Origin of the sequence: Gluconobacter oxydans (assembly GCF_006539685.1) — a bacterium.
Lineage (GTDB): Bacteria > Pseudomonadota > Alphaproteobacteria > Acetobacterales > Acetobacteraceae > Gluconobacter > Gluconobacter oxydans.
Genome location: NZ_BJNM01000004.1, coordinates 92,489 through 112,732 on the forward strand (window position 1 = coordinate 92,489; position 20,244 = coordinate 112,732).

Genomic DNA, 20,244 nt, shown 5'->3' on the forward strand with positions numbered 1-20,244 from the left:
CCGGAAAGATCCCATCCCATGGCCCGTTTCACGCTCTCTCTTCCTATTCTCGCCCTCGGGACCGCACTGGCCTTTCCGGTTTGTGCCGCGCCGCTGAGCCAGTCCTCCATTTCGGATGATATTTCCCAGTCCACCCTGCCTGAAGGCGGCAAGTTCTCCACCGTCAGCGGAGATGTCACTGTCGGGACATCGGACGGCGCCCTGTCCGTCCGGACCGTCAGCGGCGACATCCATGTCACGCAGTCTCACGGCCCGCTCGATGTCCATACGGTCAGCGGTACGCTGGATGTGGAGCATGCCGCCGGAGCCGTCGAGGTCCGCAGCGCGAGTGGAAATGTCACGCTGGACCACGCGGACGGCGCCGTCTCCATCCGCACCATGAGCGGCGAGAGCACTCTCGATCACGCCGGCCGGGATATCATGGTCCGCAGTATCAGCGGGGACATGACCCTGATGCTCGACGCTGCGTCCAAGATGCGCACGATCGATATCGGCACGATCAGCGGCGATATGACGATCCATCTGCCGCATGGCTTTGGCGGAACATTCGACATCCGCCTGAAACAGCGTCGTTCAGAGACGGCGCTCCCTCTCCAGCAGTCCCTCGGCCTCACGGTGCATATGGGGAACTGGGAGAAAGACACCGGCAATTCGGAAGAGGTCCGGACGATTACGGCCACTGGCAAGGTCGGCGATGGCCGTGATCACATCATCGTCCGCAGCGTGGCCGGGTCCTTGAAGCTCGTTCAGGACTGAGCGTCGCTTTCAAAGCCCATCGCCCGCAGGCTCGCTGCCATGAACTCTGGTGGCGGGGCCTGTGCGCTGAGCGTGTCGGACGGCAGGCTCAGTTCCAGACTGCGGGCCAGAAGATGCAGCCCCGGCAGGGCTGAGCCGTCCGGAGCAGGCATTCCGTAAACCGGATCGCCAAGGATCGGCGTGCCCAGTTCCGCGCAATGGATGCGCGCCTGATGCGTGCGCCCGGTGAGCAGTTCCAGCTCTACCCAGCACAGACCTTTGCTACGTCCCAGAACCCGCCAGCGCGTGCGGGCTTCGTCGCCCTTCGCATCAACGACCATCCGCCAGCCCGAGGCGTCAGACTGACGCAGAAGCGGCGCGTCGATCTCGCCGCTATCCTGCGGAAGATCACCCACCACGACGGCCCAGTACAGCTTGTGGGCCTGCCGCTCCTGAAACGCCTTCTGCGCCTCGATCAGCGCCGTCTTGCGCCGTGCGACCAGCAGACAGCCGGACGTATCGGCATCCAGCCGATGCGCCAGCCACGGTCCCCCGCGCGGATGCGGGAGCAGTCGCGTTTCAACGGAATCCTGCGTGGAGGGACCGGGATGAACGGCCAGCCCAGCCGGTTTGTACAGAATCAGGAAGCGAGGGGTTTCCAGCAGGACGGGAATGTCCATGCCGGGGTGAAATGGGGTGCGCGGCCCTTCCGGGGCAGGGGAGGCGGCCTGTTGGGGCAGGCGCCGTGGTTTATGTGCGTTGCGCGCGGCTTTTGCGCGCCGGATCCGGTCTTTCCGGTCAGTCTTCATGCTCTTCCTTGCGGCGGATCAGGATCTCGCGTTTGCCCACATGGTTGGCAGCCCCGATGATGCCTTCCTTTTCCATCTGGTCGATCAGCTTGGCCGCGCGGTTATAGCCGATGGAGAGATGGCGCTGGATGAAGCTGGTGGAGGCGCGGCCTTCACGCATGACGACGTCCACCGCCTGATCGAACAGGCTGCCTTCCCCGTCACCACCCGAGCCGGACCCTGCCGTCAGGCCGCCCGCGCTGTCGTCATCCTGCCCGGAGACCACATCGTCGTTATAGATCGGGTCGCCCTTGGAGCGCAGATCGGCCACCACGGCCTCGACCTCGTCATCCGCCACGAACGGGCCGTGGACACGCGTGATGCGCCCGCCGCCCTGCATGAACAGCATGTCACCCTGGCCCAGAAGCTGCTCTGCGCCCTGTTCCTGAAGGATGGTGCGGCTGTCGAATTTGCTGATGACCTGGAAGGAAATACGGGTCGGGAAGTTGGCTTTAATCGTGCCGGTGATGACGTCAACGGAAGGCCGCTGCGTCGCCATGATGACGTGAATGCCAGCCGCACGGGCCTTCTGGGCCAGACGCTGCACCGCCGTCTCGATTTCTTTGCCTGCGACCATCATCAGGTCAGCCATCTCGTCGATGACGACGACGATATAAGGCAGGTTTTCCGTCGCGACCTGCTGTTCGTCGAACACCGGGCGGCCCGTCTCGGGATCGAAACCGGTCTGCACCCGTTTGGTGACCATTTCGCCCGTGGCGCGAAGCTGGTTCACGCGCTCGTTGTAGCCGTTGATGTTGCGGACCTGAAGCTGCGCCATCAGGCGATAGCGGCGGTCCATTTCCTGCACGGTCCATTTCAGCGCGCTGACGGCCTTGGCAGGTTCCGTCACGACCGGCGTCAGGAGATGCGGAATGCCATCATAGATCGAAAGTTCGAGGATCTTGGGATCGATCATGATCAGGCGGCACTCTTCCGGGCTGAGCCGGTAGAGCAGCGACAGGATCATGGCGTTCACGCCAACCGACTTACCCGAACCCGTCGTACCCGCGACGAGCAGATGCGGCATCTTCGCGAGGTCCGTATAGACCGGCACACCGGCAATATCCTTGCCGAGCGCGATCTGCAGGCGTCCGGTGCCGTTGAGCCATTCCGGCGTGCGCAGCAGTTCGGAGAAATAGACCGTCTCGCGCTTGGCGTTCGGGACCTCGATGCCGATCACGTTGCGCCCCGGCACGGTCGCGATACGCACGCTCAGAACCGACAGGGAGCGCGCCACGTCGTCGGCCAGCCCGATCACGCGGGACGAGCGGATGCCCGGTGCGGGTTCCAGTTCGTACAACGTGACGACCGGACCGGCATGGATATCGCCGATCGTGCCCTGCACGCCATAATCGGCCAGAACGCTTTCCAGCAGCCGCGCATTGGACTGCAACGTCTCCTGAGACGGCCCGGTCACGGCGTGCGGCGGCGGCGGGTTCAGCAGGGAGAGGGAAGGCAGTTCCCAGCCGGTCGTTACGGCATTGCGCGGCGCAACAGGGCGCGCGGGTACAGGCTCGGGCGGACGTTCCGGACGGCGCATTCCGAACAGGCCGCGCTTCTGCGGCTCGGGTTCGGGTGGCGTGTCGATGCTGCTCTGCGACAGGTCCTCGTCCATTTCGTCGTCGATCTGGCGCCGCACGGGCGGCAGCGGCGTGTCGCGCTGGCGGGCGATCTGGGCCAGACGCTCGGCATAGGGGTTGGACGGGACGTCCTCTTCTTCGGGGGCAGCGGTCTGGCGTGCGCGGGCAGCCGCGGCTTCCGTCTGGCTGATTGCGCGCGTTTCCGCGGCAGGCTGGCTGTAGGGATCGTCCTGCGTTTCCATCGGCGGCTGCATCCAGCCGGTATTCTGCGGTACGAAGGGCGCGGGACGCGAGCGCGGATCGCTTTTGCCGAAGCTGCGGCGCAGGAAGGAGAGGGGGGCCGCATCCGCAGCCGGCGCGCCACCGGCGGGGCTTGGCTGGAATTCATACATCCGCGGGTCCGGAGCCGGGCGATCGGTGGTCTGCGGACCGTTCATGCGTTTTGCGAGCGAGAACGGCTGGCGGCCCAGAAGCATGAGCGTCTGGCCCAGCGCGCGCCATTCGCGGGCTTCAAGACCCATGGCGAGCGGGAGCAGAAGCCCCATCAGCAGCAGGACCAGAATGACAGCAATCGCGTTCCCGGCGGCACCGGCTTCCGCATGGGCCGCGTCCAGCAGGCGATGCGCGCAGGACACACCCATTTCGCCGCCGAGACCGCTGGCGGTCGGCCAGGCGACCTCAAGTCCCGGAATGAGAAGTTGGAGCGTGCCGATGAAGGTGGCGCTGGCGGGCAGGAGGGCGAGGGCAGCCACGATCCGCAGGATCGGCAGGCTCATGCCGTGATGTCGGACCATACGCCAGGCCCAGGCCAGCAGGATGACGATCGGCATGCCGCTGCCGAGGCCAAGCCACTGGATCAGCCCGTCCGAAATGGTCGCGCCCGTGCGGCCCAGCAGGTTCGTCGGCTGCGTTCCGGTCGAGGTGTTGAAGGACGGATCGTGCGGATTGAAGCTCCACAGGGCGATCCCGACCGCCACGGCGAAGATCAGCAGGACAAGCCCGAGCAGCTCCATGCAGCGTGCGCGCAGGGCACTGCGCAGTTTTGGTGTCATGTGCCGGCCATGCGCGTCGCGGACGATGTTGCGCACTGTACTGGTCGATCGGCTGAACGCGGCCAAGTCTCGTCACCCCGTCGGTTTTCTGGATTAGCGGCTTGTAAAATTCACTCTGAACTATAGCCGACAGGGTACTGAATACAGAGGGAAAATTAAGGAAAAGTGGAGGAATGCCTCCAGATCGTCACCTTCGCGGTGCCGAAACGACGCTCGCAGAGGATTTCTGGCGTCAATGTGGGCATAAAGTGTTCGGAAGGTGGCACGATGGGCGTGAATTCTTCCGTGGCTCCCGTCTCGGCCACGATCAGCGCACCTTCCGCCAGCCAGCCGGTCCGCGCCAGTGCCCGCAGACCCGACTCGACCAGTCCCTTGCCATAGGGCGGGTCCAGAAAAACCAGCGTGTAGGGTTCAGTGGCTTTGGGCGGATGCGTGACGCTGCAACTCAGGACACGGGAGCGGTCCCGCGCCTTGCAGATGTCCAGATTGGCGCGCAGGGCCGCTAGCGCATTCCGGTCGCGCTCGATGAAGGCGGCCTTCTGCGTCCCGCGTGACAGGGCTTCAAGCCCCAGTGCGCCTGTTCCGGCGTAGCAGTCCAGCACGAGGGCCTGTTCCAGTTCGTCCTGCCCGTACCAGGGCGCATGGGCGAGCATGTCGAAAATCGCCTGTCGCGTGCGGTCCGATGTCGGGCGCGTGCTGGTTCCGGATGGCGCGGTCAGGGCGCGGCCCTTGTTGTCTCCTCCAACAATCCGCATGGATCAGCGCGTCCGGTGACGCTTCGGCGCGGGAAGATCCGGCACCTGTTCGCGCAGGGTCTTGCCCGGCACTTCTTCCAGTTCGCGTGCCTTGAGCGAGCCAAGCTGGAACGGTCCGTAAGACAGGCGGATCAGGCGGCTGACATGCAGGTTCAGGCCTTCCATGACGCGCCGGATCTCGCGGTTCTTGCCTTCGCGCAGACTGACCGTCAGCCAGGAATTGTCGCCCTTCGTGGAGTCCAGCGCGGCTTCGATAGAGCCGTAGCGCACGCCTTCATATTCGAAGCCGTCGATCAGCGAGGCCAGACGCTTCTCATCCACAACGCCAAAGACGCGCACGCGGTAACGGCGGACCCAGGAATTGCCCGGAAGCTCAAGGCGGCGGGCCAGCTCACCGTCATTGGTCAGCAGCAGCAGACCCTCGGAATTGATGTCCAGACGCCCGACGCTGATGACGCGCGGCATGCCCTCGGGCAGCGTGTCGAACACCGTCTGGCGGCCCTGCGGGTCCTTGTGCGTCGTCATCAGGCCATCGGGCTTGTGATACCGCCACAGGCGCGTGCGCTCGGGGGAGTCCACGGGCTTGCCGTCCACCAGCACGATGTCGCCCGGCTGCACGAAGGTCGCCGGATGCGTGACGATCTGTCCGCCCAGTTTGATGCGGCCGTCCTCGATCATGCGTTCGATATCGCGGCGGCTGGCCACGCCGGCGCGGGCCAGCGCCTTGGCGATACGCTCGCCTTTCGGGCCGGAGGTTTCCATGTCGGGGGCGGTGTTTTCGGTATTGTCGTCGGTCATCGTGCAGTCTCCACAAGCGCCGCATACAGGCGACGGTCGCCGGGGTCGAGGGAGAATTCGGGGTGCCACTGTACGCCGATGGCAAAACCGGGGCCTTCAAGCTCGATCGCCTCGATTGTTCCATCCGGCGCGCGGGCGCAGATTCTGGCCGCTCCGGGGTTACGCACGGCCTGATGATGCGAAGAGTTCACCGCCATGCGGTCCGCTCCCACGATCTGCGCAAGTTTCGTGCCGGGAACGATCTCGACGTCATGTCCAGGTTCGTGGCGCGGGTTTGGCTGTTCGTGTTGCAGGGTCTCGGGAAGGTGCTGGATCAGCGTGCCACCGGCTTCCACGGCCAGAAGCTGCATCCCGCCGCAGATGCCCAGAACCGGCTTGCCTTGCGCCAGCGCCGCCCGCAGCAGGGCCAGTTCGGCGGCTGTCCGGGTGGGGCGCGGGCTGGTCATCGGGTGTGACGGCTCACCATACAGCGCCGGATCGACGTCGAATGCGCCACCCGTGACGATCAGCCCGTCCAGCCGCGCCATCAGGGCTTCGGCATCGCAGTCATAGCCCAGACAGACCGGCATCCCGCCCGCATCGCTCACGGCCGTCAGGTAGTTTTCCCGCAGCGCATGGAACGGATAGCGCGAGAACTGCCCCGGCCCACCGGGTTCATGATCCAGCGTCAGGCCGATCAGGGGCGCGCGGCGCGAAGGGGATGGACGGGGAAGGGTCATGCGCCGCATCATCGCATCATGATTCAGGGTGAGACAAGGATTCAGACGGATATCGGCCCGGCCATGCAGATCGCGTTGCAGGCCGCGCGCGAGGCGGCGTCGTGCGGAGAAGTGCCGGTGGGCGCGGTCGTGCTCGCACCCGACGGGAATGTGCTAGCAGTTGCGCGCAATCATGTGGAAGGGGCGCATGACGCTTCCGCCCATGCCGAGCTGCTGGCCATGCGCGAGGCTGCCACGCGTTTGAAAAGCCCGCGCCTGACGGACTGCACGCTGGTCGTGACACTGGAGCCGTGCTCGATGTGTGCGGCCGCGATCGTGCACTTCCGGATCGGGCGGGTCGTGTTCGGGGCTTATGATCCCAAGGGCGGTGGCGTGGAACATGGGCCGCGCATTTTCGAGCGTCCGTCCTGCCTGCACCGCCCGGAAGTGATCGGCGGGGTGTGTGAACGCGAGGCGTCGGAGATGCTGAAAGCGTTTTTCCGCAAGCTGCGCGTCGCGTCGCAGAAGAGCCTTCCGGACGCCTGAATTCACAGTCCGTCATGAACTTACGGATGTTTCACACGCCGGTCAGCTTGCGGAACGGGAACGGGGTCCATAGTTCAACGCTATAGCCATGATGTTTTCGTAACCAGTCGGGATTGACATGACCTCACGTTTTCGCGCCTCCCTCTCCGCCCTTGCTGCCACCACGATGCTGGTTTCGGCGCCGTTCGCTTTCGCGGACACGCCCTCGGCCGCCCCCCAGGCCGGTGCCACGACAGCCGCCAGCGGAGCCATCAAGCCGCAGACGGGCGTTCAGACGCTTCCCAACTTCGTCAACCTCGTCAAACAGGTGAAGCCCGCCGTCGTCTCCATCACGTCGCACATCAAGGCGGATGTGGCCGATGAAGAGGAAAACGGCCCGGGCGGTGGCGGCGGGCAGGGCGGCGGCATGCCGTTCCCGTTCCCCTTCCCGTTCCAGATGATGCCGCAGCAGCAGCCCAACCGCACGGTCGAGGCCCGCGGCTCGGGGTTCATCATTTCGTCTGACGGCTATGTCGTGACCAACAACCACGTCGTGAACGGTGCGACCAAGGTCACGGTCACGCTTGATGATGGCACGACGCTGCCCGCCAAGATCATCGGCCGAGACCCGAAGACGGACGTTGCCCTGCTGCGCGTCAAGCCGACCGGCAAGCTGCCGTTCATCGAACTGGGCGATTCCGATGAGGTCCAGCCGGGCGAATGGGTCATCGCCGTGGGCAATCCTTACGGTCTGGGCGGCACGGTGACGGCAGGTATCGTCTCCGCGCTGGGTCGTGACCTGCATTCTGGTGCCTATAACGACTTCATCCAGGTCGATGCGCCGATCAATCACGGCAACTCGGGTGGTCCGCTGTTTACGCAGGACGGCAAGGTCGTGGGCATCAATTCCATGATCATCTCGCCGAACGGCGGTGGCTCGATCGGTATCGGCTTTGCGATCCCGTCCGACACCGTGAAATCCGTCGTGAGCCAGCTTGAAAAGACCGGCCATGTCACGCGCGGCTATCTTGGCATTGAAGGGCAAGACATCTCGCCGACCATGGCGCAGGCCCTGAACCTCCAGTCCCCGGAACCCGGTGCTCCGCCGCGTGGCACGCTGGTGGCTTCCGTCTCCAAGGGCAGCCCCGCCGAGAAGGCCGGCATCAAGAGCGGTGACGTCGTGACCACGCTCAACGGAAAGCCGATCAAGAACGGGCACGATCTGGCAGTAAAGGTCGTCTCCATCGCGCCGGGCACGCCCGCGACGCTCGGACTGCTGCGTGACAGCAAGCCGATGACGGTGAACTTCACGGTCGGCAACCTGTCCGCCCAGGATCACTCTTCGGGCGATGCGACCGACAGCGCACAGTCCGGTGCAGGCAAGCTGGGTGTGTCCCTGGCCTCGCTGACACCGCGGGCGCGTCAGGAACTGGGTCTCGATGACAGCGTGCAGGGCGCAGTCGTGGCCGATGTCGTGCAGGGTTCCCCGGCCGATCAGTCCGGTATCCGCCCGGGCGACATCATCGTCGCCGTTGGCAACCACGTCACGCCGTCGCCCAAGGCCGTGGTGGCGCAGGTGCACGAGGCGCTGGGCCGCAAGCAGCCGCCGCTCCTGCGGATCCTGCGTGACGGACAGCAGCTCTTCGTCGCTGTCTCCCCGAACGGTTCGGACGACGACAGCTCCGATGACGGCCAGTAAGTCAGGCGTCCGGGCAGCAGTCCCGAAAGGCGGGAAGGGTCAGACCTTCCCCGCCTTTTTCATGTTTGTATTCCATATCGAATCCGGAATATGTTCGTCGTTCCGGATGGAATGGGATGTCACGCAATGGATCTGGCTACGGTCGTCGGCTGGATCGGTGCGATTGCATGGGCCGCGACCGGAGACGATGCGAAAATCAAGACCCGCTTCCGGGCGCTTTCAACCCGCAAAAAGGTCCTGCTCGTTCTGGAGCTTGTTTTCATAGAAGCCGCAGCGACGGGATATCTCGTGTTCCATCACTCTTCTCATGCAACACGTCTCCTGCACTGATCCGGGCTTAGCGCTCCGCTTTGCCAATCCGGTCATAGAAGAACCACACGCCCAGCATCTGCGAGAGCAGGATCGTCGCATTACATGCCGCCGTCGACAGACAGGCCCCCGCCAGCCCGAAATGCCGGGTCAGGACGTAAAGCGCGGGGAAATAGACCGTCATGATGGCCGTACGGTTCGTCATGAGGAACTTCACATGCCCGACGACGATCAGCAGCGGCTCTAGCGGGATGACCAGCAGGCTGAACACTGCCGCCAGCAGCATGATGGAAATATAAAGCGACGTGTGATGCACATGGACATGCAGCAGGAAGCGGAAAATCGTCGAGCCAAAGAACGCCGACAGCAGCAGAAGCGCGACTGAAAGTCCGCTCAGAACGCCGAACATCTTCCACGTCACGCGCTTGAGCCCACGCCAGTCCTGCCGGTCCCGCATCCGGACCAGTTCGGGATAGAGCACGGGCGAAATAAGCTGCGCGGGAGTGACAATCCCGTCGGCGATTTGGCGGCAGACGCGGAAGACGGCGGCCTCGGCCGGTCCCAGCCCGTTACCGACCAGCAGGGTCGCCACATGGCCCGAGATGTTGCCCAGCGTCTGGTTGACGCTTGCGGCGCGAGTGAACTGCCACATGCCCGGAAGCTGCCAACGCCAGTGCCGGAACGCCCGGAAATACCGGAACTGGAATTTCCGGTGCAGGATATCCAGCGCGTAATGGATGTAGAAGCCGTAATCGATGACGATCGTCATCGCCCAGATGAACAGGAAATATCCGAGCTTGAGGTGCAGCACATAGCCCAGCAGGACGCCGAACGTCTTCACAAGGGCCGCACAGCTGTCGATGATCGGGACGAGATGGAATTTCCCCGCCATCCTGAGGATGCCGTTCGCCCAGCCTGAATACATCAGCGGACTGACGAACATGTACAGGTCGGCCAGAAACCGCACATGCGCGGACCAGTGCGCGGTGTGTCCGTAGATCTGCACGCCCACCAACCCGAACACGATGGCGCAGGCCGCCGAGATCGTATCGAGGCGGATGCAGAAATGGATCACCCGGTGCAGGATATCCGTATCACCATTGCCGAAGCTCTCGCTGCCGAAACGGATCAGCGTCTGCCAGGACTGCATCCGCGACAGAACCGAACTGGTCGAGGCCAGCGAATGGATCAGGATCAGCAACCCGAAATCGGACAGTCCCAGCGCCCGGACAGCCAGGGCGATATAGATGAAGCTGCACAGCGCATTGGCGATGCGGCCGAGGGTGAGCACACTGACGTTTCGGAAAATGGATCTGAAAACGGAGCGCTCGCCGGACATGCGGGCCTTACTGACCACAAAGCCCCGAAACTGTCCATGCTGCGTGGCCATGCCGCAGGGGGGAATGTCGCAGGCGACGGATGTTTCTTGACAGAGGGCGGTCAGGGATTATGAAGAAATTATTACACATCTCGTTGCCAGGGTTCCTGCACACGAGATCTGGCAGCGATCCGTTTTCTCCGGAAGGCCACCCCACGAAAAAATGCAGGTTTCAGCCTGTTTTTTCAGGCAGGACGCATCTCATCAGTCATGAAAATCGCCTTCATCTACATCGCTGAACCTTATCAGTGCTACCACACGGCCTCGGTTGCCAGCGCCCTGGCTGCAATTCCGGGGCATGACGTGGTGGAGTATTACAGCTTTCCGGAAACGGTGGAGCATCTCTCCCGCATCCGCCAGGCGCTGGACGTACCAGCCCTGCCGCTGAAGGCTTTCCCCAAATCCCTCAAGGCCCGCCTACTGAAGCGCGCAAGACGGCTCGATCGGGAGCGCCTCGTGGTGCTGCGCGAGAACATTGTCGAGCTGAACCAGTATGATGCGGTCGTGGCCACCGAATACACGGCGGGTGTCCTGAAGGAGATGGGGCTTGCCGGTCCAAAGCTCATCCTGCTCATGCATGGCGCCGGGGACCGTTACGTTAATGACGAGCATCTGGTGCGGGAGTTCGATCTGACGCTTGTGCCCGGTCCGAAGGTGGAGAGCTACTTTCAGGACAAGGGTCTGCTGCGTCCGGAGACCACGCGGGTTGTCGGCTATCCGAAATTCGACGTGTTCGAGGCGGTGCAGCGGGAAAAGACGATCTCGTTCGCCAATGGACGGCCGTTTGCGCTGTACAATCCGCACTACCAGCGCAAACTGACATCCGCTTCAGGCTGGATGATGCCGCTGATCCGGCGCTTCAAGGCCCAGAGCGACTACAACCTCGTTGTGGCGCCCCATATCAAGACCTTCCACAGGGGCTTCGGCATCCGCGAGCGTCAGCTCAGGCGTCAGCGCAGTCCGGAAGTGATGGTCGATACGGGGTCGTCCGCCATGCTGGACATGACCTACACGTCCCAGGCCGCGCTCTATATCGGCGATGTCAGCAGTCAGGTTTACGAGTTTCTGGGTATTCCGCGTCCCTGCGTCTTCCTGAACCCACGCAAACTGCCCTGGCGGGATGATCCGTATTTCCTGCACTGGACGCTCGGGGACGTGGTGGAGGATCTCGACGATCTCATGCCCGCCATCGCCCGCGCACAGGAGCGTCATGCGCTCTATCGCCCGGCGCAGGAAAAGCTGTTTCGCGAAACCTTTGGCGAGCCGCTGCTGGGGGCGTCCCAGCGTGCGGCCGATGCCATCGCGCAGTTCATGATTGCAGCATGAGCGCCCTCAGCATTCGGGGAAATTGACCGCCAGACCGCCGAGGGACGTTTCCTTGTAGCGGTGGTTCATGTCGCGACCCGTCTCGGCCATCGTGCGGATGACCTGATCGAGCGAGACGTGATGCGCGCCATCGCCGTGCATGGCGAGGGACGCCGCGTTGACGGCCTTGATCGCGCCGAAGGCATTGCGCTCAATGCACGGAATCTGCACCAGTCCGGCCACCGGGTCGCAAGTCATGCCCAGATGGTGCTCCATCCCGATCTCGGCCGCGTTCTCCACCTGAAGCGGCGTGGCACCCAAAGCCGCAGCAAGTCCGGCAGCAGCCATTGAGGACGCCACGCCCACTTCGCCCTGACAGCCGACTTCCGCGCCCGAAATCGACGCATTGAGTTTGAACAGCCCGCCAATGGCCGCGGCAGTCAGCAGGAACCGGCGCTGCCCGTCGAGCGAATATTCGGGGCAGAACTCGCGGTAATAGCGCAGCACGGCCGGGATCACGCCCGCTGCACCGTTGGTCGGTGCCGTAACGACGCGCCCGCCAGCGGCGTTTTCCTCGTTCACGGCGATGGCGAACAGGCTGATCCAGTCCATGATCCCGTGCGCGGTAGGCTGGTTGCTGCGGCTCTGTTCCTGAAGCCGCTCGTACAGCGCAGCCGCCCGCCGGCGCACGTTCAGCCGCCCCGGCAGCGTGCCGGAACGGTGCAGCCCGGCCTCCACGCAGTCCATCATCACGGCTACGATCCGGTCCAGATACGCCTCGACCTCGGCGCGCGGGCGCAGCACGCTCTCATTGGCCAGAACCACACCCGCGATATCGAGCCCCGTTTCCTGCGTGCGGGTCAGGAGTTCCGCACCGTTGGTGAAATCATACGGCATGTCGGGCTGGGCATAGGTCGCGGTTTCGGTCGCCTGTTCGGGGACGATGAACCCGCCGCCCACCGAACAGAACCGCGCACAGGCCAGCAGGCGGTCTTCGGCATCGAACGCCTCGAACTGGAGCGTGTTGGGATGAACCGGCGGGATGGTCTTCGTGTCGAGGACGATGTCTGTTTCCGGATCGAACGGCGTGGGATGGCCCCTGAACGGGATCAGATGCGTCTGGTTCACGGAGGTTACGATACTGTCCGCCAGCATCGGATCCATCGTGTCGGGCTTTTCTCCCGCCAGCCCGAGAATGACGGCGCGGTCCGTCGCATGGCCCCGCGCCGTCCAGGCGAGCGAGCCGTAAAGCGTGACGCGCAGACGCGCCACGTCCGCCGCATGGGGCAGGGTGTCTGCGAAACGTGCGGCCGCGCGCATGGGGCCAACAGTGTGTGAAGAAGACGGACCGATCCCGATCTTGAACAGGTCGAACAGGCTGATCATTCAGGCGGCAATCTCTGCAAGCAGTGCGTCAACGTCCTGCTCCCGCGTGTAAAAGCTCGGCACAAGACGGATGAGCGTGCCGGATACCCCTTCCGGTGTCGGCCAGCGATAGAAGGCGTAGCCCGCGGTTTCCAGGTCCTTGACGAGAAGGTCCGGCAGGATGACGAAGACCTCGTTGCCCTGCGTCTCGAACGGAAGCTGTGCTCCGGCATGACGGCGCAGACCCTCGACGATCCGCTGCGCCATGGCGTTGGCATGCGCGCTGTTCTTCAGCCACAGCCCGTCTTCCAGCAGGGCCAGAAGCTGCGCGCTCAGGAACCGCGCCTTGGACCACAGATGCCCGCTGCGCTTGATGCGCCGCTCGAAATCCTTCAGCGCCGGGCGCGTGCGTTCATTGACGAAGAACACGACCGCTTCCGCCGCCAGCGCCCCGCATTTCGTGCCGCCGAACGACAGAACATCCACCCCGGCTTTCCATGTCGCTTCGGCCGGTGTGCAGCCCAGATGCGCGATGGCATTGCTCAGCCGCGAGCCATCCAGATGCACGGGCAGGTCCTGCTCATGGGCGATGCCGCACAGCGCTGCCAGATCCTTCAGGGCATAGACCGTGCCCCATTCGGTGGCCTGCGTCAGGGACAGCGCCTGGAGGGGGGGCTTGAGAATCCCGCCCTGCGCATTGGCCCGCAGACCCGTCCGCAGGGCCTCGGGACTCATCCGGCCATCGGCGGAAGACAGCGTGACGAGCTTGGCGCCATGCATGAAGAATTCAGGCGCCCCGCCTTCGTCATTGCTGATATGCGCGCTCTGGTCGCACAGCACCGCGCCATAGGGCGCCACGAGCGCGGAGAGCGCCAGACTGTTGGCCGCTGTCCCCGTCACGACGGGGAAAACCGCGACTTCTGCCTCGAAGACCTCGCCGAACCGTGCATTGAGGGATCGGCTGAGGATATCATCGCCATAGGATCCGACGCTGCCTTCATTGGCGCGCATCATGGCTTCCATCACGGCGGGGCAGGCGGGGGAAACATTGTCACTGGCGAAGTTCTTGCGTATTTCGTCGGTCACGAGACCATCCTCAGTTCCTGCGGCCGTCACGGCCTGTTCGTCAGCGTAACTGAAATGACTGCCAGTTGTCATCCGGAGTGCCCATGAGCATGTTGTCCCCTGAGAAGCCTTCCGAACCGGCGAAGATCATTGACGGCAAGGGCATTGCCCGCGCCCTGACCGATCAGGTGGGCCGCGAAGTGGCAAAGTTCGTCGAGCAGGGCAATACCATTCCGGGCCTTGCCGTCGTTCTGGTGGGCAATGACCCGGCCTCTGAAGTCTACGTGAAGAACAAGGCGATCCAGACCCATCGCGTGGGCATGCGCTCCTTCATGCACATGCTCCCGCAGAGCACGTCGCAGGACGAACTGCTGGACCTGATTGCCCAGCTCAACGCCAACCCGAAGATCCACGGCATTCTGGTGCAGCTTCCGCTCCCCGCCCAGATCGATCCGGTTGCGGTGACGAACGCCATTGCCCCGCACAAGGACGTGGACGGTCTGGGTGAGGTCAATGCCGGCCGCTTGTCGCTCGGGATCGACGGGATCGTGCCTTGTACTCCGCTGGGCTGCCTGATGCTGCTCCAGTCCGTGCACAAGGATATGACCGGCATGCACGCCGTGGTGATCGGCGCGTCCAACCTTGTGGGCAAGCCGATGGCGCAGCTCCTGCTCAAGGAGAACTGCACGGTCACGGTCGCGCATATCCATACGCGCAACACGAAGGAACTGGCCCGGGAAGCGGACATTCTGGTCGTGGCAACCGGCAAGAGCGAACTGGTCCGTGGCGACTGGATCAAGCCGGGCGCGACCGTAATCGATGTCGGCATCACCCGGGTCCCGGCCGAGAATGGCAAGACCCGTCTGGTGGGTGACGTGGCATTCGACGAGGCGTTCCCGATCGCCGGTCACATCACCCCGGTTCCGGGTGGTGTGGGTCCGATGACGATCGCCTGCCTGCTGCACAATACGCTTCAGGCCGCCCGTGCGACGCAGGCCGTCGCGGACGCGTCTTCATGACCCGCGTTTCGGTCGAGCTGGTTCCGCGCTCCCCCGAGGCCCTGCTGACGGATGTGCAGACCGTCCGCGACGTTCTGCCGCAGGTCCGCACGCTGAACGTTCCGGATCTGATGCGTTTTGATCTGCGCAGCTACGACGCCGCTTCGCTGGTCACCAAGCAGGCGCCGTTCGAGGTCATCCCGCATATCCGCGCCGTCGATATCGCGCCGGGCGCACCGCTGCCGGGCGCGGACCGTCCGGAACTGACCTCCATCCTCGTGGTCGCCGGCGATCCTCCATCGGCCGGTAGCGACTGGAAGGTCTATCCCAACACATCCGCCCAGATCATCGAGCGCTACCGTCGTGAAGCGCCGCATCTGAAGGTCTATGCGGTATTCGACCCCTATCGCCGCGCCCCGTATCAGGAACTCGAGGACATCGCCCGCAAGCGCGACGCCGGGGCCTGCGGGTTCTTCACGCAGCCGCTGTTCGATATTCCGATGCTCGAATACTGCATGGACTGGCTGCGGGACGACACGGTGTTCTGGGGCATTTCTCCCGTTCTGGGCGATAAATCCCGCCGTTACTGGGAGCGCGTTAACCATGTGGTCTTCCCGCGTGACTACGATGGAACGCTGGAGGGCAACATCGCTTTTGCGCGCCGGATGCTGGATGTCATCCGCGGGAAAAACGACAACGCCTATCTGATGCCCCTGAAAGTTGATCTGGCATCCTATCTGGGAGCGCTTGACGACATTATAACGGGGTAACATCGAACCACCGAAACGGAGGGTCCGCCCCGGATGTCTGTGCGCCTTTTTCTGCTTCCTCTGCTGGGAGGCGTGCTCGTTCCCGCTGCCCTGCTGCCCGAGACCGTTACTGCAAAAACACTCGCCGATCCGGCAGCCGTCTTCGCCTCCCTGACCCTCCCCGATGCTCCGAACGCCTATCGCTCGGGATCAGGTCTTCCGGGGCCGCAGTACTGGCAGAACCGCACGGATTACGTCATCCATTCACGGATCGACACGCAGGCCCATGTCCTGCACGGTTCCGAAACCGTGACCTACAGCAACAACAGCCCCGAGGCGCTGGACGTTCTGTGGCTCCAGCTCGACCAGAACATCTATCGTGCCGATACGCGCTCTGCGATCGGTGCAGTCGCCACCAGTCACAATCTGGCCGGCAACCACACCGACGGCATGGTGATCGAGCATGTCTCGGTCGTGCAGGGCGGGCGCGAAGTGGACGTCACGCCCCTCATTTCTGACACCCGGATGCAGCTCACGCTCCCCCGCACAATCGATCCGCATGGCGTGGCCTTCGTGAAGATCGACTGGCATTACACGCTGCCCGGTCCGTGGGGTGGCCGCACGGCTGTTACGCCGACACGCGAAGGCGACGTCTATGAAGTCGCGCAGTGGTATCCGCGTCTGAGCGTCTATGATGACCGCCGCGGCTGGAACACGCTGCCCTATCTGGGTCAGGAGTTCTTTCTGGAATATGGCAGCTTCGATTACAGCGTGACCGTGCCCTGGAACTACACGCTGGTCGGTTCCGGTGCGCTGCTCAATCCCGAACAGGTCCTGACCCCCGTCGAGCGCAACCGTCTGGCACAGGCGGCGCAGAGCGATGCGCGCATCATGATCCGTACGCTTGATGACATCACAGACCCGAAAAGCCACCTGAGGCAGAGCGGCGAAGTCACCTGGCATTACGCCATGCGCAACACGCGGGACGTGGCATTCGCGGCCTCGCCGGCTTTCGTGTGGGATGCTGCACGGATCAATCTGCCGCCGATCGTGCCCTGGGCGAACTATCATCCCGTGCCCCGGCTTGCGATGTCGGTTTATCCGCGTGAAGGGATCGGGCCGCATGGCTGGGACCGTTCAACGGATTACGTCAAACACGCCATTGAGTATTTCTCGTCGCAGTGGTTCGAATATCCTTGGCCGAACGCCGTCAATCTGGGCGGTCATGGCGCTGGCATGGAATATCCGGGCATTGTCTTCGACGGCATGAGCGACCGCGATCCGGAGCTGTTCTGGATCACGACGCATGAACTGGGCCATGGCTGGTTCCCGATGATCGTGGGCACGGATGAGCGTCGCAATGCCTTCATGGATGAGGGCTTCAACACGTTCATCGACGTCTATGCGTCCGATCACTTCAATAACGGCGAGTTCGCTCCCAAGCGTGATTCCGAATTCGCGCCCAAAACCGGCAATCCCGCGCAGGACATCGTCCCAGTCCTGACCGACCCTGACGCACCCGTGCTCATGACGGCTGCAGACAGCGTGTCCGAAAAATACCGCCACAGCGTGACCTATTTCAAAGGCGCCTATGGACTGAAACTCCTGCGCGAACAGATCCTCGGCCCGGTCCGGTTCGACACGGCTTTCCGGCGCTATATTTCCGAATGGTCATTCAAGCATCCGTCCCCGTCGGACTTCTTCCGCCTGATGAGCAGCGAAGCGGGCGAGGATCTGGGCTGGTTCTGGCGTGGCTGGTACTTCACCAATGCCGCTCCCGACTATGCGCTGGGCGATATCCATCACGATGCCGGAAAGCCTGCGACCGTGCAGGTCCGCAATTACGGCGAGCTTCCGCTTCCCGTTCTTCTGCGGGCGGAGTATGCGGATGGCAAATCCGAGGAAATCCGCATTCCGACAGAAGCCTGGCGTCAGGGCAGCGACATCGTTGTCTCGCTGCCGGTGCATGACGGGCTCAAGGTCGTCACGTTGGACCCCGATCACGTCATCCCGGATGTCGACCGTTCGGATAACCGGATTGCCGTCACTCCCTGAGGTTACGGAAAAGTGCGGGGCACAAAATGCCTCGCATTCCTGTCGCGAACAGGGCACCAAAAAGGGCGCCTGGCTGAGCCGGCGCCCTGAAACAGCATATCAGAACCGAAAATGGCAGGGCCAGACAGCCCTGCCGGATTTCAGCCAACGAGTTCCAGCGAGGATCTCGTGGGGGCCGTGGAATAGGCACCGGCCATGGCGGGTGCCACGGTCTGAGGCACCGGTGCTGCGGCCAGGCCTTCGATCATGTCGTTGTTGATGTCGATGAGTGGCTGCAGATCCTTCGGCGCGTTGAAGGCGGAATTGGAATAACGCATCGCCCAGGATCCCACCTTGATCAGATCGTCGCGCAGAACAGGCGGCAGAGGGCAGTCGACCCGCTCGACGCTCAGGGACAGCAGGCTCCAGAGCTTCAGATTGGCTGCCAGAGCGGCGACCTTTGCCTCGTGATCGGAAGCCTGCGTCAGCAGCGCATTGACGTGCCGGAACGCCATGACTTCGACTTCCCGCGAGGAAAGGTAGCTTCCGGACTGTTTCTGGTACTGTGAGGATGCGTAAGTCACGAAGGCAAACTCCTTTCGGGAAAGACTGTTTCAGGAGCCGCTGCGGGATGAAACAGCAGGCTTCTGAAGCAGTCCTGCGTATGGGCAGGGGAAGGTCTGGGCCTGAAGGGCGCCGGATAAACCGGCACCCTTCAGAAACCTGATCAGCCGCGGAAGAGGCTGAGCAGGGTGGAAGACTGCGAGTTCGCAATCGACAGCGACTGAACGGCCAGCTGCTGCTTCGTCTGAAGCGAGGTCAGCTTGGCGCTCTCTGCCGCCAGATCGGCGTCCGTCAGTGCGCCAACACCCGTCGTCAGGGCATCGGAGAGGCTGGACGTTGTGGTCAGTAGGTTCGAGATCGTCGAGCTGGAATAACCGATCGTGGACGCCGTACGCGTCACGCTCGAAATCGCTGCCTGGACAACAGTACTGACGACGGCAGCGCCTGTGACGGCTGTGGGGGTGGCTGCGGAGTTCAGCCCATTGGCAGCAGTCAGGGCATCGCTTGATGTGTCGAGATTGTTGCCAGCAACCGTCAGGTGGTTGTCAGAATCGCGGCTTACGGCAAAGCCCTGATACTGCATGGCCTGCGTGAGCAGATTGGTCTTGTTGACCATCTTCTGGCTGGCAGAACCGGTCGTCGTTGCCGTATCTGAGCCGGTGGCACCGCTGAGATCAACGTCGGAGATCACGGTTTTGGCGGTCGCATTGCCGTTCGAATCGGTGCCCGTCGTAACGGTGTAAACGGCGTTGCCGTTTCCATCCTTGGAGGCAACAACGCTCTTGCCGTTGGCCAGTGAGAACGTCACCGAGCCATCGGAAGCCGTAGTGGAGGTGGTGGTAGATGCAGCTTCCGTTAGTTTGCCGCTGGCGTCATAGCTGAATGTTCCACCAGAAGCAGTGTTCAGCGCCGATAGCGCATCCGTCTTCTTGCCGTCTTCATCCATGACAAAGTTATAGCTGACCAGCGGGTCCGTTGCCGTTCCCATCGCGTCAGTCGTGGTCGTTCCTGAGGTTCCCGCAGCAATTGCCGGTACGCTGCTCAGTTTGAGAGACTGGGAACCGGTGTAATTCGTGCTTCCCAGAGCAATGTCCATTCCTGTCGTGTCCATGCTCAGGTTCTTCAGACCGAGACCGGCGGACGTCACGTTGAAGCCGTTCTGCGTGAACATCGTGCCCTGGGAGTCCATGGCTGTGGACAGGGTCGTGTAGGTCGTGCCGTTGCCCGTCTGGCCGGACAGCAGGTTCACGCCCTGGAACTTCGCGCCGGTCGCGGCGGAGTCGATGGCGGACAGCGTCTTGGTGATGGCATCGTTCAGGGTCGAGTTGTCGACGCCCGTCGTGTTCGTGCCGATCGTGGTCGCCAGGGACTGCAGGGAAGCCGAGATGCTCGACAGGCCCTGCGTTGCGGTGTTCAGCACCTGAGCGGAGAACTGAAGGCCCGTGGAAACGCCCGACAGCGTCGAGATCTGGGCGGTCATGTTCTGGGCAATGGAGTACATTGCGGGATTGTCGGACGCCGTGTTGACCGACTTGCCCGTGGAGACCGCGTTTTCGGTCTTGGTCAGGTCAGCCGTCGTCTGGTTGAGGCTCTGGAGTGCGGCCATTGCCGCAGTGTTTGTATTGATTGACAATGACATTGAATCTGTTCTCCGTCGGTGCAGGTTTGCGGAGTCAGGATAGGGGGGAGTGGTTAACGGAAGCTGAATCCGCACCGTTAAAAAAAGCTCTCCGGAAATAACGGAAAACCGGGAAACAACTGGTTAAATTCACGATTTTTCTTGCGCT

18 protein-coding genes are annotated in these 20,244 nt (G+C 63.0%); 8 read left to right on the forward strand and 10 right to left on the reverse strand.

Annotated features, from left to right (window positions below; all coding sequences use genetic code 11):
- Positions 1–18 precede the first annotated feature (18 nt).
- A complete protein-coding gene (locus tag GOX01_RS03200) occupies positions 19–756 on the forward strand; it encodes a DUF4097 family beta strand repeat-containing protein (RefSeq protein ID WP_062268803.1) in 738 nt (245 codons plus the stop codon).
- On the opposite strand, the gene GOX01_RS03205 is transcribed toward GOX01_RS03200, so the two are convergent.
- From GOX01_RS03205 to GOX01_RS03225, 5 genes are all read right to left on the reverse strand, one after another.
- On the reverse strand, positions 747–1,544 hold the full coding sequence (locus GOX01_RS03205; RefSeq protein WP_062268805.1) for an RluA family pseudouridine synthase: 798 nt from the start codon (positions 1,542–1,544) through the stop codon (positions 747–749). The genes GOX01_RS03200 and GOX01_RS03205 overlap by 10 nt on opposite strands.
- Positions 1,534–4,251 carry a DNA translocase FtsK gene (locus tag GOX01_RS03210; RefSeq protein ID WP_024716670.1) on the reverse strand — a complete coding sequence of 906 codons (2,718 nt, stop codon included), beginning with the start codon at positions 4,249–4,251 and terminating at the stop codon, positions 1,534–1,536. The genes GOX01_RS03205 and GOX01_RS03210 overlap by 11 nt, the downstream gene beginning before the upstream one ends.
- A 119-nt stretch (positions 4,252–4,370) precedes the next feature.
- On the reverse strand, positions 4,371–4,970 hold the full coding sequence (gene rsmD, locus GOX01_RS03215) for a 16S rRNA (guanine(966)-N(2))-methyltransferase RsmD (RefSeq protein ID WP_011252372.1): 600 nt from the start codon (positions 4,968–4,970) through the stop codon (positions 4,371–4,373).
- A 3-nt stretch (positions 4,971–4,973) separates the two neighbouring features.
- On the reverse strand, positions 4,974–5,768 hold the full coding sequence (locus tag GOX01_RS03220; protein WP_011252371.1) for a pseudouridine synthase: 795 nt from the start codon (positions 5,766–5,768) through the stop codon (positions 4,974–4,976).
- Positions 5,765–6,499, reverse strand: a complete 735-nt coding sequence (locus tag GOX01_RS03225; RefSeq protein WP_024716669.1) for a gamma-glutamyl-gamma-aminobutyrate hydrolase family protein — start codon at positions 6,497–6,499, stop codon at positions 5,765–5,767. The genes GOX01_RS03220 and GOX01_RS03225 overlap by 4 nt, the downstream gene beginning before the upstream one ends.
- Before the next feature lie 6 nt (positions 6,500–6,505).
- On the opposite strand from GOX01_RS03225, the gene GOX01_RS03230 reads away from it, so the two are divergent.
- From GOX01_RS03230 to GOX01_RS03240, 3 genes are all read left to right on the forward strand, one after another.
- Entirely contained in the window at positions 6,506–7,012 is a 507-nt protein-coding gene (locus GOX01_RS03230; protein WP_011252369.1) for a nucleoside deaminase, read from the forward strand.
- 118 nt (positions 7,013–7,130) lie between these two features.
- Complete coding sequence (locus GOX01_RS03235) at positions 7,131–8,690, forward strand: Do family serine endopeptidase (protein ID WP_011252368.1); 1,560 nt, start codon at positions 7,131–7,133, stop codon at positions 8,688–8,690.
- A gap of 90 nt (positions 8,691–8,780) precedes the next feature.
- A complete protein-coding gene (locus GOX01_RS03240) occupies positions 8,781–9,020 on the forward strand; it encodes a hypothetical protein (protein ID WP_011252367.1) in 240 nt (79 codons plus the stop codon).
- A gap of 7 nt (positions 9,021–9,027) precedes the next feature.
- Here the strand turns inward: GOX01_RS03240 and GOX01_RS03245 are convergent, their stop codons facing one another.
- The gene (locus GOX01_RS03245; RefSeq protein WP_228119155.1) at positions 9,028–10,389 is read right to left on the reverse strand and encodes a lipopolysaccharide biosynthesis protein; all 1,362 of its coding nucleotides are present in this window, start codon (positions 10,387–10,389) and stop codon (positions 9,028–9,030) included.
- Positions 10,390–10,587: 198 nt separating this feature from the next.
- On the opposite strand from GOX01_RS03245, the gene GOX01_RS03250 reads away from it, so the two are divergent.
- A complete protein-coding gene (locus tag GOX01_RS03250) occupies positions 10,588–11,703 on the forward strand; it encodes a CDP-glycerol glycerophosphotransferase family protein (protein ID WP_062269598.1) in 1,116 nt (371 codons plus the stop codon).
- A gap of 6 nt (positions 11,704–11,709) precedes the next feature.
- Here GOX01_RS03250 and GOX01_RS03255 read toward each other — a convergent pair whose 3' ends face one another.
- Positions 11,710–13,068: an L-serine ammonia-lyase gene (locus GOX01_RS03255; RefSeq protein ID WP_011252364.1), complete on the reverse strand. Its 1,359-nt coding sequence runs from the start codon at positions 13,066–13,068 to the stop codon at positions 11,710–11,712.
- On the reverse strand, positions 13,069–14,133 hold the full coding sequence (locus GOX01_RS03260) for a threonine aldolase family protein (protein WP_024716666.1): 1,065 nt from the start codon (positions 14,131–14,133) through the stop codon (positions 13,069–13,071).
- A gap of 83 nt (positions 14,134–14,216) precedes the next feature.
- Between GOX01_RS03260 and folD the strand changes: the two genes are divergently transcribed.
- The 3 genes from folD to GOX01_RS03275 are packed head-to-tail and all read left to right on the forward strand — an operon-like array spanning position 14,217 to position 17,914.
- Positions 14,217–15,131, forward strand: a complete 915-nt coding sequence (folD, locus tag GOX01_RS03265; RefSeq protein ID WP_011252362.1) for a bifunctional methylenetetrahydrofolate dehydrogenase/methenyltetrahydrofolate cyclohydrolase FolD — start codon at positions 14,217–14,219, stop codon at positions 15,129–15,131.
- Positions 15,128–15,880: a methylenetetrahydrofolate reductase gene (locus tag GOX01_RS03270; RefSeq protein WP_011252361.1), complete on the forward strand. Its 753-nt coding sequence runs from the start codon at positions 15,128–15,130 to the stop codon at positions 15,878–15,880. Before folD ends, GOX01_RS03270 begins: the two co-directional genes overlap by 4 nt.
- 33 nt (positions 15,881–15,913) lie before the next feature.
- Positions 15,914–17,914, forward strand: a complete 2,001-nt coding sequence (locus GOX01_RS03275) for a M1 family metallopeptidase (protein ID WP_024716664.1) — start codon at positions 15,914–15,916, stop codon at positions 17,912–17,914.
- 140 nt (positions 17,915–18,054) lie between these two features.
- On the opposite strand, the gene GOX01_RS03280 is transcribed toward GOX01_RS03275, so the two are convergent.
- Together GOX01_RS03280 and GOX01_RS03285 are read right to left on the reverse strand one after the other, a co-directional pair.
- Positions 18,055–18,477 carry a flagellar biosynthesis regulator FlaF gene (locus tag GOX01_RS03280; RefSeq protein WP_011252358.1) on the reverse strand — a complete coding sequence of 141 codons (423 nt, stop codon included), beginning with the start codon at positions 18,475–18,477 and terminating at the stop codon, positions 18,055–18,057.
- Positions 18,478–18,620: 143 nt separating this feature from the next.
- Positions 18,621–20,096, reverse strand: a complete 1,476-nt coding sequence (locus GOX01_RS03285; RefSeq protein ID WP_011252357.1) for a flagellin — start codon at positions 20,094–20,096, stop codon at positions 18,621–18,623.
- Positions 20,097–20,244 lie beyond the last annotated feature (148 nt).

Coding starts and splice junctions, on each gene's coding strand:
- GOX01_RS03200 (WP_062268803.1), top strand. CDS start 19: ATGGCCCGTTTCACGCTCTCTCTTCCTATTCTCGCCCTCGGGACCGCA.
- GOX01_RS03205 (WP_062268805.1), bottom strand. CDS start 1,544: ATGAAGACTGACCGGAAAGACCGGATCCGGCGCGCAAAAGCCGCGCGC.
- rsmD (WP_011252372.1), bottom strand. CDS start 4,970: ATGCGGATTGTTGGAGGAGACAACAAGGGCCGCGCCCTGACCGCGCCA.
- GOX01_RS03220 (WP_011252371.1), bottom strand. CDS start 5,768: ATGACCGACGACAATACCGAAAACACCGCCCCCGACATGGAAACCTCC.
- GOX01_RS03225 (WP_024716669.1), bottom strand. CDS start 6,499: ATGATGCGGCGCATGACCCTTCCCCGTCCATCCCCTTCGCGCCGCGCG.
- GOX01_RS03230 (WP_011252369.1), top strand. CDS start 6,506: ATGATTCAGGGTGAGACAAGGATTCAGACGGATATCGGCCCGGCCATG.
- GOX01_RS03235 (WP_011252368.1), top strand. CDS start 7,131: ATGACCTCACGTTTTCGCGCCTCCCTCTCCGCCCTTGCTGCCACCACG.
- GOX01_RS03240 (WP_011252367.1), top strand. CDS start 8,781: ATGTTCGTCGTTCCGGATGGAATGGGATGTCACGCAATGGATCTGGCT.
- GOX01_RS03245 (WP_228119155.1), bottom strand. CDS start 10,389: ATGGCCACGCAGCATGGACAGTTTCGGGGCTTTGTGGTCAGTAAGGCC.
- GOX01_RS03250 (WP_062269598.1), top strand. CDS start 10,588: ATGAAAATCGCCTTCATCTACATCGCTGAACCTTATCAGTGCTACCAC.
- GOX01_RS03255 (WP_011252364.1), bottom strand. CDS start 13,068: ATGATCAGCCTGTTCGACCTGTTCAAGATCGGGATCGGTCCGTCTTCT.
- folD (WP_011252362.1), top strand. CDS start 14,217: ATGAGCATGTTGTCCCCTGAGAAGCCTTCCGAACCGGCGAAGATCATT.
- GOX01_RS03270 (WP_011252361.1), top strand. CDS start 15,128: ATGACCCGCGTTTCGGTCGAGCTGGTTCCGCGCTCCCCCGAGGCCCTG.
- GOX01_RS03275 (WP_024716664.1), top strand. CDS start 15,914: ATGTCTGTGCGCCTTTTTCTGCTTCCTCTGCTGGGAGGCGTGCTCGTT.
- GOX01_RS03285 (WP_011252357.1), bottom strand. CDS start 20,096: ATGTCATTGTCAATCAATACAAACACTGCGGCAATGGCCGCACTCCAG.